We start from the raw sequence: 14,869 nt of genomic DNA, 5'->3' as shown, positions 1-14,869 counted from the left end.
TCTCCTATTAGGCAGCCGAGCCTAGTGCCGACTGTAAATCAATACCATGTTCTCGCATTGCTGCGAGCTTGTAGCGTAGCGCTCGAGTAGAGACTCCAAGCGCGTTTGCGGTTTTCGTTCGGTTTCCACCAAACTGACGTAACTTTTCCAAAATAAACTGATATTCAGCTTGCTTCTTCGCTTCTACATGACCAAAACTTGAAGTTGGCTCTGCTGTAGGAACTGACGCGACAAGCTCAATAGGCAGCATCAGGTCATGGGCTGTAATGTAATCACCATGACGCATGACCAAAGCGCGTTGAATGACATTTTCCAACTCACGAATATTGCCCGGCCAGTGATACTGACTCAGCGCACTAATCGCATCTTGGGATAGGTGACAGCGGCTACTATCTTGATACTTTTCAATAAAGAATTGGCTAATCGGTAGAATGTCCTCTTTTCTTTCACGCAAAGGCGGCCAGTGCAGAGGCAGCACATCTAATCGATAATAAAGATCTTCACGGAACGTGCCTTTTTGAACTTCCTCACGTAAGTCTTTGTTGGTTGCCGCAATAACACGAATATCGAGCTGAACGGCTTTATGGCTACCAACACGTTCTACTTCACGCTCTTGAAGGACGCGTAACAATTTCGCTTGAACCGCAGGTGACATTTCACCAATCTCGTCAAGCAGAATCGTCCCGCCATTTGCTTCTTCAAACTTACCGCTTTGAGAATTTGTCGCTCCGGTGAACGCGCCTTTTACATGACCGAATAGCACAGCCTCTAACATTGACTCTGGAATGGCGGCACAGTTAACCGCCACAAATGGACCATTGATACGCGGAGAGTGCTCATGCACATATCGCGCCAGCACTTCTTTACCCGTTCCCGATTCACCTGTAATAAGCACACTCGCGTTAGTACATGCTGCACGATGCGCCAATTGTAGAACTTGTTTGCTTCTCCAAGACTCTGCAACAATGTTGGCCATTGGCTTACCTAACGCTTCAACACGTTTAAGCAGATTAACCAACTGATTAGATTCAAATGGGCGTAATAGATAATCAGTAGCGCCCGCTTTCATCGTCTCAGCAGCCAAGATGCCTTGTTCTTGGTCGACAATCGCAATAACAACACCCGAATTTCGCTGCTTTTGGTGACACGCGACAAACTCACGAACACACATATCCGGCAGCGTAGAGCTCACTAAAGTGATTTCTGCTCGCTCTTCAAGCAAAGCGCCTCGACCAGTACGAGTGTGTTTCGCGGTGTAACCTGCATTTTGCAACACATCCAATACTGGTTGAGCAAGAGCTTCATTTGGCTCAACCAACAAAATTTTCGTTTTCGTCATCATTGAACCTTAACTTTCGTTTGTTGATTTTGTGATTGTAGATCTGGGTGGTGTTTCGTAGCCGTATACTCGTTGTCCCTCACTAAACGCAGGGTGACACGTCGGTTTTTTGCTTGGCCATTAACCGAGTTATTGCTGGCAATTGGGTAACGTGAACCATGAGCTCGTGTTTCGATCATCGACTCGTCGACCCCAAGCTCAATCAAAGCATTGGTGACTTGCTCTGCTCGAGTACGTGACACAGAAAGGTTCGTTAAACTTGAACCAACGTTATCGGTGTGACCGTCGATGAGGATTTTGGTCACTCGATCATCCACAGATACATAGCTATACAGCGCTTCTAGTGTTGCTTTCTGTCCACGACTTAACGTCTTCTGACCAAACTCAAATGAGAGCGCCATATCCCTTGCCTCTGAAAAAGACAATTTAGGCAATCGCGCGCGACACGCATTAAATGATTTCAATGCGTTTTGAATTTGAAGAGTAGGAATCACAATCTCTGAAACAGAGGAAGCATTACTTCCTTTAAGTGACAGCGTCACCCAACTACCCGAAGCAATTGAATCCATGAATTCTTCAGCGCCTTTATTAAAGATGAAACGCTGAGACGGCTTAGTAAATTCAAGGGAACCAAATTCTTTTCTATAAAGCTCATCACCCCAAGGAGCATTTTGAGTTGTTAAAGCAATCGTTTTCCATTTATTGTTTTCATATTCCATATCGGAAATAAAATAGAATTTATTATTAGGTTCCGCTAGGAAATAAAACTTCCCATAGTCTTTATTTGATTGCAACAAGTTGCATTTGAATTTATTTCCCTCATATGTCCATTTAGAGAGGTCCATAGGGATTGTTAAGACTTCTTCTGAATATGACACTTTTGAAAAAATAAAACTGATAACAATAATTGTGTTACAAATTATCAAACGGACATGATTCATGTATATCTCACATTCCCATGACTTAAACCGTTTAATTAAATATGCCACCAAGCCGAGAGAACTGGCATAGCTAATCATTTTAATTACCTATTCTGAATATTAAAATTGGTTACAAAACGCTCAAGAGAGCACGCTTAGCCTCCAACGGAAGCTTTAAGCATAAAAAACAGTATTTTATAATTTATTTATTTGAAATTGTTGTTACGCCATAAAGGCAATTTAAAAAATCTATAACAACTAAAACGCTCAACATTGTTATTTTATTTATTAAGCGATTTATAAAGAAAACTAACTCTTTTTAAATTTCATTAAAAGATTATGACTATATGAACAAAGCAACATGTGAACTAAAGTCACAATCTTAGAGTTTGGAGCTAAAAGATCATTAAAATTTCTGTGTAGACTACACGCCATTAAGTTAAAACACTTTCGATTGTTAACGCACGGTAAAATATAAATGAAAAATAGAGTTAGCGAGCCTATTTCTGATAGTCAACTACTTGATGTAGAATTATTAGGCAAACCTATTCATATCATTCGTGAGAAGCTCGATAATTTAATTTCAGAATCTTGCTCAAACCTTACGACTGAATTACAAAATTGGCTCAGCACAGGAAAAGTGGAAGCTAGCTTAACCTCAGTAGACTTGCACCGCTTTACATCGGTTGAGATGGACAAAGAGCAAACGTCGACCTATCAACATCAGGAAGGCGGCATGGTATTCATCCATGGTAACCCTCACACGCTAATAAAGTTGGCTGATAGATTTTATGGTGCAAGTGCAGAGCGTTCAGCCGCTACTCTGACGGCCAGTGACTTACGTTTACAAGAGCGCATCAGTCGAATCATCATCGGTTGGCTTGCTCCTGGTGAAATGTGGGACACGGGTGAGTATGAGACCCCTAGAGGAATTGGCATTAACGTTCAATTAAACATTGCGTTTGACGATCATCAAGGCTCAATTCATCTCAAGCTAGATGGTCATCTTATTCAAACGCTGATCGAGCAGCTTGAACTGCAACCTGATACCGATTTGTTTCAACCTTTCTGTCGTTCTTTAGAGACGACCCCCGTTCGACTGAACGTTGTTCTAAGTAAAAAGAAGATGCCTTTAAGTGATGTGGTTGGCTTACAACCCAACGATATTTTACCTATTGAGCTTCTTAACACGGTTCCAGTAAGCATTGGCAACCAATCTCTATTTACAGGTCGTATTGCCGAGCAAGACGGCCAACTTGTTTTGATCTTTAACCCTGATAAGGAACCGCAGCGATGAGCGAAGCGCTAGAAACTAATGCATTCGACGCAGAAGAACTGAACTTTGATGATTTTCAATTAGAAGACTTTGAAGCCGAAGATACGCTCCAACAAGAACCAGCCACTGCGGAACGTGACCTTAGCTTTTTCAAAAGCATTCCTGTCACAGTCACGCTGGAAGTTGCGAGTAAGGAGATCCCACTTGGGGACTTAATGAAAGCGGGTGAAGGCACGGTTATCGAGTTGGAAAAGCTCAATGGCGAGCCTTTAGACGTGAAAGTAAACGGTTCTCTTATGGGCCACGCTGAAGTTGTCGTTGTCAATGATAAGTATGGACTTCGTCTGATCGATGTACATGACTCTGCATTGAGTGGCGTTGGTCAATAATCTTAGGTAGGCATCACAATGAAAAATCTGAGCGCTTGGCACCGTTGGTTACCTCTTTTGGTATTGGTGTCACTTTTGTTTGCTTTCCCAACAATGGCGGCTGACAACGGCTTAACTATCTTGTCCGTTTCTGATGGCGACACACAACAAGAATACAGCGTTAAACTGCAAATTCTGTTGTTGATGACGGCGCTCAGTTTTCTTCCAGCATTTATTTTGATGGCGACGAGCTTTACTCGAATTGTCGTTGTCCTTGCGATTTTGCGCCAAGCTCTTGGTCTTCAACAAAGCCCACCTAACAGAGTGTTGGTCGGGATCGCTCTCGCATTGACGTTACTGATTATGCGCCCTGTCTGGAGCGATATTTATGAAAATGCGTTTCAGCCATACGACAACGGCGAAATCACGCTAATACAGGCTTTTTCTGTTGCAGAGAAACCAGTGAGAGAGTTCATGTTGGCACAGACGCACCAAAGCTCTCTTGAACAAATGTTACGTATTGCCAATGAGCCTCTCGACCAAAACGTTGAGGATATTTCATTTGCCGTTGTCTTGCCTGCATTTGTCATTAGTGAACTGAAAACCGCCTTCCAAATTGGTTTTATGCTTTTCATCCCGTTTTTGGTCATCGACTTGGTTGTCGCCAGTGTCCTGATGGCAATGGGTATGATGATGCTATCACCTTTGATTGTCTCACTTCCCTTTAAGTTGGTGGTATTTGTACTCGTGGATGGTTGGGCAATGACAGTTGGCACCTTATCTGCCAGCTTCGGTTAACTAGGAGCAGTTATGACCCCAGAACTAACCGTAACGTTATTTTCCGATGCAGTATGGCTGATCATTTTGATGGTTGCCGTATTGGTTGTTCCAGGCTTAATTGTCGGTTTGTGTATCGCCGTATTTCAGGCTGCCACACAAATCAACGAGCAAACACTCAGCTTTTTGCCACGTTTGCTCGTTACCTTATTAATGGTGATTTTTGCAGGTCACTGGATGCTACGTAAGATCATGGAACTGTTTGATTTCTTGTTCCACAACATACCAGGGATGATTGGCTAATGGCCATCACATTTGCAGAGCTCTCGGCGATACTCGGTCAACTCTGGTGGCCGTTTTTTCGTGTGGGAGCCGTATTTATTTCAATGCCTTTCTTTGGTGATGCGATTATTCCTGTTTGGGTTCGTACTTTACTGGCCCTCTCGATCGTTGTCATTACTGGACCGTTAATGCCACCCATGCCACAAGTCGAGTTATTCTCTATGACTTCCCTGTTCCTTGCTTTTGAGCAAGCTATTTGGGGAGTAATGTTTGGGTTAATTTTGCACATGCTCTTTAACGTTTTCACCATGCTTGGCCAGGTGATTTCTCTGCAAATGGGCTTAGGTATGGCGATGATGAATGATCCTATTAACGGGCTTTCTGTCGCCATTTTGGGACGCATATTTCTGATTTTCTCAACCTTGTTGTTCCTCGCGCTAGAAGGACACTTACTCGTCATAGATATCGTGATTCAAAGCTTTGTTGTTTGGCCAGTCGGATCTGGTATCACATCGCTTTCTCTGCAAGGTGTTGTCAACATTTTCGGTTGGATGTTTGCCTCTTCACTCGCTTTGGCTTTGCCCGCTATTGTTTCCATGCTTCTAGCCAACATCAGTTTTGGTGTAATGAACCGAGCCGCACCATCACTTAATGTCTATGCGTTAGGTTTTCCTATGACGATGCTGCTGGGTCTATTCAGCGTATTAATCTCAGTTTCTGGTGTTCCTGGTCGCTACACGGCGCTCGTTCACGACACCATTAGACACTTGAGTAACTTTATGTTGGGGGGAGCATGAGCGATCAATCTTCTCAAGACAAAACTGAAAAAGCCTCACCGCAGAAGGTAAAGAAAGCCCGCCAGGAAGGACAAATTCCTCGCGCGAAAGAGTTTACTACTGCGGTGATATTTCTAGCGGTGGCGCTCTACTTTTACTCTCAGCTTAATAGTATTTGGGAAAGCATGTCGGGTATCTTTCGCTACAACATGATGCTGACGCGAGCCGACCTAGAAAATCCTAAACAACTTGTCGAGCAATTGGGACAAAGTTTAGCGGTCATCATAGACATGCTATTACCATTGTTTACCGTCATTATTATCGTGACCTGTGGTAGTAGCCTTGTGCTAGGCGGCTGGATGTTCCGTCCCGCGAACGTAATGCCAAAGCTCAGCAAAATTAATCCTTTGAGCGGGATAAAGCGCATTTTTTCGACCCGCTCAGTGGTTGAGCTCTTAAAGTCGACGTTCAAAGTAGCGGTCATCTTCGGCATCTTATATGGCTACTTAGACAACCACTTACAGCCATTACTTGGCATGCAAAATCTCCCGCTCAGCCAAGGTTTTTCTCTAGTAATGTCAATTCTGTTTGAAGGCTTACTCTTAATGGGCTTTGCATTGTTGTTATTTGGGGTTATCGACATTCCTTATCAGCGTTGGGAACACCTAAAAGAACTCCGCATGACGAAACAAGAATTGAAAGAGGAATTTAAAAATAATGAAGGTCGTCCGGAAGTAAAGCAACGTATTCGTCAAATACAGCAACAGTTTGCGCGCCGTAAGATCGATAAAATGGTGCCGACGGCTGACGTGATCATCACAAACCCAACGCACTACGCAGTCGCACTGAAATACGAGCCTTCGCTTTCTGACGCGCCCTTTGTCGTCGCAAAAGGCGTAGACGAAACTGCTATGCACATTCAACGGATCGCCCGAGAAAACAAAGTGGAAATCATTAACTCCCCGCCACTTACCCGTTCGATTTATCACACGACGGCGATTGAACAAGCAATCCCAAGCCAACTGTACATCGCAGTGGCACATATTCTTACTTACGTTTTGCAATTGAAAGCCTTTCGTAAAGGTGAGGGAAAAGAGCCAATTCCTTTACCTCATTTTTCGATTCCAAAACATTTGCAGCACTGATTAACCCGCGTTTATCCAAGGACACGAAAGTATGCTTAACCGGTTAAAACAACTTCAAACATCAACCAAAGGCTACGTTGGCATTCCAATCGTCTTGCTAATGATATTAGCAATGGTGATTCTTCCTTTGCCTCCTCTGCTACTGGATGCGCTGTTTACCTTTAATATCGTCTTAGCAATCCTAGTATTGCTGGTCAGCACAACCGCAAAGCGACCATTAGATTTCTCTGTTTTTCCAACTATTTTGCTGGTCGCAACATTATTACGTCTCACATTGAACGTGGCTTCTACGCGAATTGTACTCCTAGAAGGACATAATGGTGGTGACGCAGCGGGTAAGGTCATTCAAGCATTCGGTGAAGTCGTCATTGGCGGTAACTACGTCGTTGGTATGGTGGTTTTCGTCATCTTGATGATCATCAACTTCGTCGTAATCACCAAAGGTGGTGAACGTATTTCTGAGGTTTCAGCCCGCTTTACGTTGGATGCTTTACCAGGCAAACAAATGGCAATTGATGCCGACTTAAACGCTGGCCTTATCGATCAGGAAACGGCTCGCTTACGCCGTAAAGAAGTCGCCAACGAAGCCGATTTTCATGGTTCGATGGATGGTGCATCAAAGTTTGTGCGTGGCGATGCCATCGCAGGTTTGTTGATTCTGTTTATCAATATCATTGGTGGTATCAGTATTGGTGTCTTCGAGCATGGACTCGCTGCGTCTGACGCCTTTAAAACTTATGCCCTACTCACAATCGGTGATGGTCTAGTTGCTCAAATTCCTTCACTACTATTGGCAACGGCTGCCGCGATTATCGTTACGCGAATTAATGATAGCGATAATGGCATGTCGGAAACCATGCAAAAGCAATTACTGGCAACTCCTGCAACGCTATTTACTGTCGCAGGTATTATGGCGGTAATCGGTATGGTACCGGGTATGCCACACCTAGCCTTTTTTGCGTTTGCTGGCGCATTAGCGTTCGCAGGGTGGCGTCAAACCAAGAAGCCAGTGCAAGACTCCCAGATCGAAGAGGTCGAAGCACTTTCACAAGCAATGCAAGACGATGATACACCGCTGACATGGGATGATATTCCTCACGTCCAAACATTATCACTTGCGCTTGGTTACCGACTCGTCCATCTAGTCAACAAAGAACAAGGGGCACCCTTATCACAACGAATTCGCGGTGTGCGTCGAAACCTTTCTGAACAAGTTGGCTTTTTATTACCTGAAGTTCGTATTCGTGACAACCTGAGCCTTAAGCCAAACCAATACACAATTTCTCTAAATGGCGAAGTCATTGAGCAAGGCTTTATTGAACCAGAGCGTTTAATGGCGATAGCGGTTGGCGAAACTTACGGTGAGGTAGATGGCATTTTGGGTAGCGATCCTGCTTATCAGTTGCCAGCTGTGTGGATTGAGCATCAAGATAAAGCAAAAGCACTTAATATGGGTTACCAAGTTGTCGATGATGGCACTGTTATTGCCACTCATATTAGTAAAATCATGAAGACAAACCTTGCAGAATTGTTTACGCACGACGATGTGGAAGCAATAACCCAGCGTTTGACACAACAAGCCCCGAAACTAGCAGAAGCATTAGCAGCAGCACTTAATCCAGCGCAGCAGCTGAAAGTATATCGTCAGCTTTTATTAGACCAAGTGCCACTAAAAGATATTCGCACGATTGCCAACACAATGTTGGAATCCGCGGAAAATACAAAGGACCCGATCCTACTTGCATCTGATGTGCGCTGTGCACTAAAGCGTACGCTTGTTAACTTAATTGCAGGACAAAAGAACGAGTTAAATGTCTACGCACTGTCTGATGAGCTAGAACAAATGCTACTAACTTCACTGCAACAAGCACAATCTTCTGGTACGGTAACACTAGATAGCTTCCCAATTGAGCCAAACATTCTTGGTCAGTTCCAACAAAACTTGCCATTGATCAGACAACAGCTTAAGCAACAGGGGCTGCCTCCGATCCTTCTCGTTATGCCACAGCTGCGCCCTCTTCTAGCGCGTTACGCTCGTACATTTACACAAGGGCTGGCAGTATTGTCTTACAACGAAATCCCAGAAAACAAACAAATCAATGTGGTAGGAAACCTTGGTTAATCTTATTTCAACACATGCGATGTACGAACATTTGGTTGGTCTCGCAGTACAACATATCGTCACGGATGACGATCAATTAGTCTTTGATGCTTTAAAACACAATGATGTCCAACACGCATGCCAAGCAATTAGGGAAGCTCAATCAGGAGAAGTAGAATTCCAACACCTGACGTTGAGATTTGGTATGCGTGGAGAACAAAGTGTCTATCAATTCAAACTCTCTGAACAAATGCAGTACTGCCTGGATTTGTTCAGTCTTTACCTTGCACTAAGACAAACACAATTTCAGTTAGAAGCCTTTCATCACGACTTGATTAGTAATGTTGTCGTGCCGATTCGCGTGGATGCATTACTGTGGGAGCCTGGGGTTTATTTCCTCGAACAGACGATTCAATTCCACTCTTCTGCTTTTCAACATGTGATTCCTTCTCTTCAAGCTGATGAAACGTTATGTGATCGTGATAAAGTCGCCACACTCACCAAAAAGTTAAAAGAGAATGCATATTCACTTTGGTTTGAAGTCGCGACATCGCAAGTGAACTTCGAGCGCGTCGCAGACTTTAGTCCCGATATGATCAAATTGTCAGTCACACTAGAGGATAAAGAAGAAAGACACGCTTTCCTACCTATTGCTAAGTTCTTAAGAAAGCATAAATATACTTGGGTTGCCGGACGTGTAGCGAGTCAAACGGAACTTAACCGCTATCGTTTATTGGGTGCCAGTTATTATTTTGGTTATTTCAGCGATATCCCAACCTCTCTCTCCTTTCAGTCTTTTGATGAGGAATAGTTGAAACTCAACCATTTATATTTAAAACAGCACGATTTATTCGTGCTGTTTTTTTATTTATAACGGATAACCACAAGATCATTGGGCAATAGTTTCTTTAACTTAACTAAAAATTTTAGGCTTATATGATGATTTTCCCGGTTTTCATGGAATACAAATCACTAAAAATCATCAATTTTTATCTTTTTTAGAAATTTTTTAATTTTCAAATTAATCATTAAAGCCGACCGACCGCCTCTAGTTAGTGACAAGGGAATATCCCGAGGCCTGAAAGATATAGTGACTAACTAAGGAGACTAAGATGGCTTTATCAATGCACACTAACTACGCTTCGCTTGTAACTCAAAACACAATGAACACAACAAGCGGACTTCTAAACACAGCAATGGAACGTCTAAGCACAGGCTACCGTGTGAACTCAGCTGCTGATGACGCTGCTGGTCTTCAAATTGCTAACCGTCTAGAAGCGCAAACACGCGGCATGTCAGTAGCAATGCGTAACGCACAAGACGGCATCTCTATGATGCAAACTGCTGAAGGTGCAATGGATGAAATGACAAACATCGTTTACCGTATGAACGACCTTGCTACACAATCGTTGAACGGTTCAAACAGTGCAACAGACCGTGCGTCTCTTAACAAAGAGTTCACACAGCTTACTGCAGAACTAAACAACATCGTAGACAACACTAAGTTCGGTGGTCAAAACCTTCTTAAAGGCGGCGGCTTCGGTGCAGGTGACGTAACATTCCAAATCGGTGCATCTTCTGCTGAAACATTGACTGTAAGCGCAAGCGCAGGTATCGGTGAAATCACTACTATCCTTGCTGATGCAGCAATTACAGATGGTATCGATGACGCGACTAAAGCAAAAGCAGCACTAGACAAAATCAGCGGCGCTGACGGTCTAGTAGAAAAAATTGGTAGCTCTCGTGCAGACTTCGGTGCGAACATCAACCGTCTTGAGCACACAATGGCTAACCTTGGTAACATGGTAGAAAACGTTACAGCATCTAAAGGTCGTATCATGGATACAGACTTTGCAGTAGAGTCTTCAAACATGACGAAGAACCAAATGTTGATGCAAGCAGGTACAACTGTTCTGTCTCAAACTAACCAGCTTCCAAGCATGGCAATGTCACTACTACGCTAATTACTTAGTTAATAGTGCGCTTAATTTAAATCGTCTTAATTATAAAGCCTTCCTATGGAAGGCTTTATTTTTATCTACGAATATAAATAGAGCTCGTATTATCTTTGTGAGATTCAGGCACTCTGAATCCGAATTTCAACATAATATTAAATAAAACCTTATTAAACAGTTCTAATTCTATCGTCTCTAATTTGCTTCCTATTTTACTATCTCTAAGTTCAGGAAAATTGAACTTAGCTTCCTTTAAGATACTAGCTATCTCATCAGAATTGATGCTCTGTTTACTTAATAGTTTTTTGTTAATGAACTCTTCATATGCACGAGCACATTTCATCAATCGCAACGCAAATTCATTCATAACTGACATTCTTTGAAACGTAAAAATTTAATTTTTAGTGAGAACACTTGCACATCGCACTATCAAAAATAATATCATAACGCAATTAATGCACTCTGTAAGAATTATCTGAATCAAGCTGAAGTAAAGGCTGAATATAACGTCTAATTAAAACATCTCTCCTAATTAGAACCGTCAATACAATTAAATATTTTCTTTGTTTAGGTCGCCTTTTCTTATAAGTAAATTACTTTTTCCATGGAGGAAGGCGGAACAAACAAGGTGGAAACACCACTTCCTCCCAAGAAAACAAAATAGCTTTAAACCTTTGTTTTAATTGAATTTAATATACGGCACGCATCTTGCCACTGATAATTAAACTAAGGCGTAGCATTCAAAGTATTCAAGCCAATAAGAGATGAGAGGAGCACACCTCATGAGTTCTTTAGACCCAGTAAAAATGGCAACCCAATTCGCACAATTGGACACAAACCCATTCAAAAACCGTTACCAAGCGCAAGCTAATGTGTACCAGTCACAACTGTCAGCTTTTAATAAAGTTGAAAGCGCACTACGTGATTTTCGTACTGCAATGAAAGAGATGAATAACAGCACAAACAGCATCATCAAAAACAGTGCGACACTCTCTCAAGAAGGTAACTTTACTGCAAACGCGGATGCTAAAGCGCTAACGGGTAACTATCAGATTTTTGTAGAAAAAGTGGCAACGGCGCATCAAGTATCTACAGGAATGCCTGCAGACCTTGAGGCGACGACAGAAGTACCAACAACTGGATCTTTAGAATTCACCATCAACGGTGAAACAATGACTCTAGACTTGTCCTCCGTTGATGTTAATGGTGACGGCACTGCAACGATCAGTGATTTAGCCAGTGCGATTAACAATCACACGGATAACCCTGGCGTTAACGCCACTCTAGTTCGCTCGAATGGTCAAACACACTTTATGCTATCGAGCACTGAGACTGGTGTCGAAAATAAGATCAACGTATCTGCAACGGGTACTGGCCAAGCGTGGTTTGAAGACGCCTTCACCAACCTCAAGCAAATTAACGCTCCGCAAGATGCGGTTATGTGGCTAGGTGCAAAAGACTCAGGCCTGAAACTAACCAACGCAAGTAATACTTTTGAAGGTGTCATCGACGGTGTTGACATTACCGTATCTAAACCGCAAGCCGCGGGAGATTCGCCAATCGGTTTAAAAATCGGAGCTGATAGCGAAGGCACTAAAGAACAACTAGATAAGTTTGTGGAAACCTACAATGCCCTTGTTTCGACTATCGATCAGTACACCCAAATTGGCGGTGAAGATCAGAAACGCGGCGTGCTCGCTAGCGACTCGACATTGCGTTCTATTGAGAGTCAGTTAACGGGGTTAATCCGAGGTGAACACAATGGTATGCGCCTAAGCGAAATCGGCGTGAGCCTAGACCGCAACGGTAAAATGAAAGTTGATCAAGAAAAGTTCAAAGAAGCTCAACAAACAAATAGCGCAGGCTTAGAGGCGTTGTTTAATGGGGATGACGCTTTGCTAGATTCTCTTGACGCGATGGTAGAGCCCTTCTTGAAGTTCTCATCAGGTACCTTCAGCACGCGTAAAGACGCAATACAGTCAAGCTTAGACCGAATCAAAGATAAACAAACCAATTTAGAGCGTAAGTACGAAATGTCGTACAACCGCTACCTCAAACAATTCACTCAAATGAATTCAATTATGACCCAAATGAACCAAACCATGTCCATGTTTAATGCTCAAAAATAAGACATTTGGTTCCAAATTTAGGAGAAATATTCATGCTTATGGATTCTGGTTACGATTCGTACCAACAAGTCGATCTCGACGCTCAAGCGGCAGCAGCAAATCCACACCAATTAGTCATCATGTTAATCGATGGCCTACTCGATGAAGTTGAACGTATTCGCGGCCACCTAGCCGCAAATCGTTTGGCCGAGAAAGGGAATGGAATCAACAAATGCATGAACATCTTGATTGGACTAACAAGTGCTCTAGATGATGAAAACGGCGGTGAAATTGCGGAAAACCTACGCCAGCTTTATGACTTCTGCCAAGTCGAACTTTATTACGCTAGCGTGCAAAACGATGCAAATCGCTTGGTTAACGTTGAGCGTGTAATGGGTAACATTCGTGAAGGTTGGATGAATTTTGGACAACAAGCATAAAGTATCGCCAGAGCGATTCCGTCATTTATCTCAGCTCATCCAGTTCGCCGCAAAAACGGCCGATTGGCATGCGCTCAAGCGGTACGACTTGCAGTTGCGAGAGCTTTTGATCAGTCACAAGCCTTTTTTGAAAGATCCTAAGCTTGCACCTGAAATCCAGCGAGCGAAAACAGTGCACGCTAATGCCTTCGCAGTATTAGAGAAGTCGACCAACGAGTTGAAAAAAGAGATGAACATGGTCAATGACCATCAAGAACGCGCTATGGCCTATCAATTAGCAATGACCATGGAGCTAACTCAATGATCATACCTTCTTCAACTCAGCACTCGGGTAATTCGCCAGCTAACAATGAGGGTCACATCAAGCAAGCGAACTCGGTACACGGCTTTTCTCATGGTTTTAAATCAGGGAACAAGCAGAATGGTGAGCAAGACTTTAACTCTGCGTCAGCGGTACCGAGTTTTCACCTTACGGCCTCTACTTTGAACAGCGCAAACAAAGTACAAAGTCATGGTTTTGATACTGATGACCGCTCAGCTTCAGATCCGGATGCCAACTTGACCAGTACACCAGGGTTAACAGAATCGACTGATCTTGCAGCGCAAGCTCAAGCTTTAACCCAGGGTATGATTACCATGGCAGAGAAGCAGGCTGAGAAACTAGGAAAAGCGTCATCTTTAATGACTGCGAGCGAAGTTAAGTCTGTTACTCAAGATTCGTCTAACGCTATGTTAAACACATCATCAAAACAAGATGTGAAGCAAAGTCTGCCGACTTCATCGAGTTCGCGTTTGCCTATCTCCGGTGCTGAGTTTCAAACTCTTTTGAATCAACCTGTTCAAGGGCAACCAACCGCATCTCTACTTCAAGCACAAGCTCCTACAACACAACCTGCACATTCACCGGTTGCGACGAGTCATGTTCAAGCTCAAGGCTCTGAGTGGGCAGCGGTGCGTGTTGATACCACTGCAGGAAAGTGGGGGGAGCAAATGATGCAAGTATTACATGATCGCGTGACGCTCCAAGCTCAACAAAATGTACAAGAAGCAAAAATCCGCCTAGACCCACCAGACTTAGGGAAATTGGATTTACTTGTACGTGTTGAAGGTGACCGATTGAGTGTCCACATCAACGCCAATGCCGCAGCAACACGAGAAGCTTTAATGCAAGTTTCGGAACGATTGCGTACTGAGTTACAAGAGCAAAACTTCGTTCATGTCGATGTCAATGTTGGCTCTGATCAAAACCAAGGTCGAAATGACCCACATGCAAACGAAGAAGACGCCAATATTTTCGCCGCACGAGAATCTGGTGCATTCCAAACCACGACAACAACTAACTATTCAGAACACTGGCTAAGCACTCAAGCTTAGTAAATCTT

16 protein-coding genes are annotated in these 14,869 nt (G+C 43.2%); 13 read left to right on the top strand and 3 right to left on the bottom strand.

The features are described from left to right. Nucleotides 1-7: 7 nt before the first annotated feature. Both KJB35_RS03805 and KJB35_RS03800 read right to left on the bottom strand, forming a co-directional pair. Nucleotides 8-1,339: a sigma-54-dependent Fis family transcriptional regulator gene (locus KJB35_RS03805; RefSeq protein ID WP_031778880.1), complete on the bottom strand. Its 1,332-nt coding sequence runs from the start codon at nucleotides 1,337-1,339 to the stop codon at nucleotides 8-10. Further along, nucleotides 1,339-2,358, bottom strand: coding sequence for an OmpA family protein (locus KJB35_RS03800; protein ID WP_213907558.1), 1,020 nt, complete (start codon nucleotides 2,356-2,358; stop codon nucleotides 1,339-1,341). Before KJB35_RS03800 ends, KJB35_RS03805 begins: the two co-directional genes overlap by 1 nt. A gap of 379 nt (nucleotides 2,359-2,737) precedes the next feature. Here KJB35_RS03800 and KJB35_RS03795 point away from each other — a divergent pair, with 379 nt between their 5' ends. The 9 genes from KJB35_RS03795 (at nucleotide 2,738) to lafA (ending at nucleotide 10,948) form a co-directional block, all read left to right on the top strand. Then, nucleotides 2,738-3,556: a FliM/FliN family flagellar motor switch protein gene (locus tag KJB35_RS03795; RefSeq protein WP_182016681.1), complete on the top strand. Its 819-nt coding sequence runs from the start codon at nucleotides 2,738-2,740 to the stop codon at nucleotides 3,554-3,556. Beyond that, nucleotides 3,553-3,924, top strand: coding sequence for a flagellar motor switch protein FliN (fliN, locus tag KJB35_RS03790; RefSeq protein ID WP_005375038.1), 372 nt, complete (start codon nucleotides 3,553-3,555; stop codon nucleotides 3,922-3,924). Before KJB35_RS03795 ends, fliN begins: the two co-directional genes overlap by 4 nt. An 18-nt stretch (nucleotides 3,925-3,942) precedes the next feature. Further along, the gene (fliP, locus tag KJB35_RS03785) at nucleotides 3,943-4,701 is read left to right on the top strand and encodes a flagellar type III secretion system pore protein FliP (protein WP_005375037.1); all 759 of its coding nucleotides are present in this window, start codon (nucleotides 3,943-3,945) and stop codon (nucleotides 4,699-4,701) included. Nucleotides 4,702-4,713: 12 nt separating this feature from the next. Then, nucleotides 4,714-4,983, top strand: coding sequence for a flagellar biosynthesis protein FliQ (fliQ, locus tag KJB35_RS03780; protein WP_005375036.1), 270 nt, complete (start codon nucleotides 4,714-4,716; stop codon nucleotides 4,981-4,983). Continuing rightward, a complete protein-coding gene (fliR, locus tag KJB35_RS03775) occupies nucleotides 4,983-5,759 on the top strand; it encodes a flagellar biosynthetic protein FliR (protein ID WP_005375027.1) in 777 nt (258 codons plus the stop codon). Before fliQ ends, fliR begins: the two co-directional genes overlap by 1 nt. Further along, nucleotides 5,756-6,883, top strand: a complete 1,128-nt coding sequence (gene flhB / locus KJB35_RS03770) for a flagellar biosynthesis protein FlhB (protein WP_005375025.1) — start codon at nucleotides 5,756-5,758, stop codon at nucleotides 6,881-6,883. Before fliR ends, flhB begins: the two co-directional genes overlap by 4 nt. A gap of 31 nt (nucleotides 6,884-6,914) precedes the next feature. Next, a complete protein-coding gene (gene flhA / locus KJB35_RS03765; protein ID WP_005375024.1) occupies nucleotides 6,915-9,005 on the top strand; it encodes a flagellar biosynthesis protein FlhA in 2,091 nt (696 codons plus the stop codon). A 19-nt stretch (nucleotides 9,006-9,024) separates the two neighbouring features. Further along, a complete protein-coding gene (locus KJB35_RS03760) occupies nucleotides 9,025-9,795 on the top strand; it encodes an EAL domain-containing protein (protein ID WP_005375023.1) in 771 nt (256 codons plus the stop codon). Nucleotides 9,796-10,096: 301 nt separating this feature from the next. Beyond that, on the top strand, nucleotides 10,097-10,948 hold the full coding sequence (gene lafA / locus KJB35_RS03755) for a lateral flagellin LafA (protein WP_005375019.1): 852 nt from the start codon (nucleotides 10,097-10,099) through the stop codon (nucleotides 10,946-10,948). A gap of 70 nt (nucleotides 10,949-11,018) precedes the next feature. Here lafA and KJB35_RS03750 read toward each other — a convergent pair whose 3' ends face one another. After that, the gene (locus tag KJB35_RS03750) at nucleotides 11,019-11,306 is read right to left on the bottom strand and encodes a hypothetical protein (protein WP_005375016.1); all 288 of its coding nucleotides are present in this window, start codon (nucleotides 11,304-11,306) and stop codon (nucleotides 11,019-11,021) included. A gap of 415 nt (nucleotides 11,307-11,721) precedes the next feature. On the opposite strand from KJB35_RS03750, the gene fliD reads away from it, so the two are divergent. From fliD to KJB35_RS03730, 4 genes are read left to right on the top strand one after another with little or no spacing between them, the layout of a single operon-like run. Then, complete coding sequence (gene fliD, locus KJB35_RS03745; protein WP_031781075.1) at nucleotides 11,722-13,068, top strand: flagellar filament capping protein FliD; 1,347 nt, start codon at nucleotides 11,722-11,724, stop codon at nucleotides 13,066-13,068. 32 nt (nucleotides 13,069-13,100) lie between these two features. Further along, entirely contained in the window at nucleotides 13,101-13,487 is a 387-nt protein-coding gene (fliS, locus tag KJB35_RS03740) for a flagellar export chaperone FliS (protein WP_005375014.1), read from the top strand. Then, nucleotides 13,471-13,791, top strand: coding sequence for a hypothetical protein (locus tag KJB35_RS03735; RefSeq protein ID WP_005375013.1), 321 nt, complete (start codon nucleotides 13,471-13,473; stop codon nucleotides 13,789-13,791). The genes fliS and KJB35_RS03735 overlap by 17 nt, the downstream gene beginning before the upstream one ends. Next, complete coding sequence (locus KJB35_RS03730; RefSeq protein ID WP_065275489.1) at nucleotides 13,788-14,861, top strand: flagellar hook-length control protein FliK; 1,074 nt, start codon at nucleotides 13,788-13,790, stop codon at nucleotides 14,859-14,861. Before KJB35_RS03735 ends, KJB35_RS03730 begins: the two co-directional genes overlap by 4 nt. The last annotated feature ends 8 nt before the right edge of the window (nucleotides 14,862-14,869 follow it).

The sequence above is a fragment of the Vibrio sp. D431a genome (genome assembly GCF_030248655.1).
Classification (GTDB): Bacteria; Pseudomonadota; Gammaproteobacteria; order Enterobacterales; family Vibrionaceae; genus Vibrio; species Vibrio alginolyticus.
This window is presented reverse-complemented; position numbering and strand designations above follow the sequence as displayed.

Excerpts from the sequence above, each read along its gene's own strand:
- KJB35_RS03805 (WP_031778880.1), bottom strand. The coding sequence starts at position 1,339 with ATGACGAAAACGAAAATTTTGTTGGTTGAGCCAAATGAAGCTCTTGCT.
- KJB35_RS03800 (WP_213907558.1), bottom strand. The coding sequence starts at position 2,358 with ATGATTAGCTATGCCAGTTCTCTCGGCTTGGTGGCATATTTAATTAAA.
- KJB35_RS03795 (WP_182016681.1), top strand. The coding sequence starts at position 2,738 with ATGAAAAATAGAGTTAGCGAGCCTATTTCTGATAGTCAACTACTTGAT.
- fliN (WP_005375038.1), top strand. The coding sequence starts at position 3,553 with ATGAGCGAAGCGCTAGAAACTAATGCATTCGACGCAGAAGAACTGAAC.
- fliP (WP_005375037.1), top strand. The coding sequence starts at position 3,943 with ATGAAAAATCTGAGCGCTTGGCACCGTTGGTTACCTCTTTTGGTATTG.
- fliQ (WP_005375036.1), top strand. The coding sequence starts at position 4,714 with ATGACCCCAGAACTAACCGTAACGTTATTTTCCGATGCAGTATGGCTG.
- fliR (WP_005375027.1), top strand. The coding sequence starts at position 4,983 with ATGGCCATCACATTTGCAGAGCTCTCGGCGATACTCGGTCAACTCTGG.
- flhB (WP_005375025.1), top strand. The coding sequence starts at position 5,756 with ATGAGCGATCAATCTTCTCAAGACAAAACTGAAAAAGCCTCACCGCAG.
- flhA (WP_005375024.1), top strand. The coding sequence starts at position 6,915 with ATGCTTAACCGGTTAAAACAACTTCAAACATCAACCAAAGGCTACGTT.
- KJB35_RS03760 (WP_005375023.1), top strand. The coding sequence starts at position 9,025 with ATGTACGAACATTTGGTTGGTCTCGCAGTACAACATATCGTCACGGAT.
- lafA (WP_005375019.1), top strand. The coding sequence starts at position 10,097 with ATGGCTTTATCAATGCACACTAACTACGCTTCGCTTGTAACTCAAAAC.
- KJB35_RS03750 (WP_005375016.1), bottom strand. The coding sequence starts at position 11,306 with ATGAATGAATTTGCGTTGCGATTGATGAAATGTGCTCGTGCATATGAA.
- fliD (WP_031781075.1), top strand. The coding sequence starts at position 11,722 with ATGAGTTCTTTAGACCCAGTAAAAATGGCAACCCAATTCGCACAATTG.
- fliS (WP_005375014.1), top strand. The coding sequence starts at position 13,101 with ATGCTTATGGATTCTGGTTACGATTCGTACCAACAAGTCGATCTCGAC.
- KJB35_RS03730 (WP_065275489.1), top strand. The coding sequence starts at position 13,788 with ATGATCATACCTTCTTCAACTCAGCACTCGGGTAATTCGCCAGCTAAC.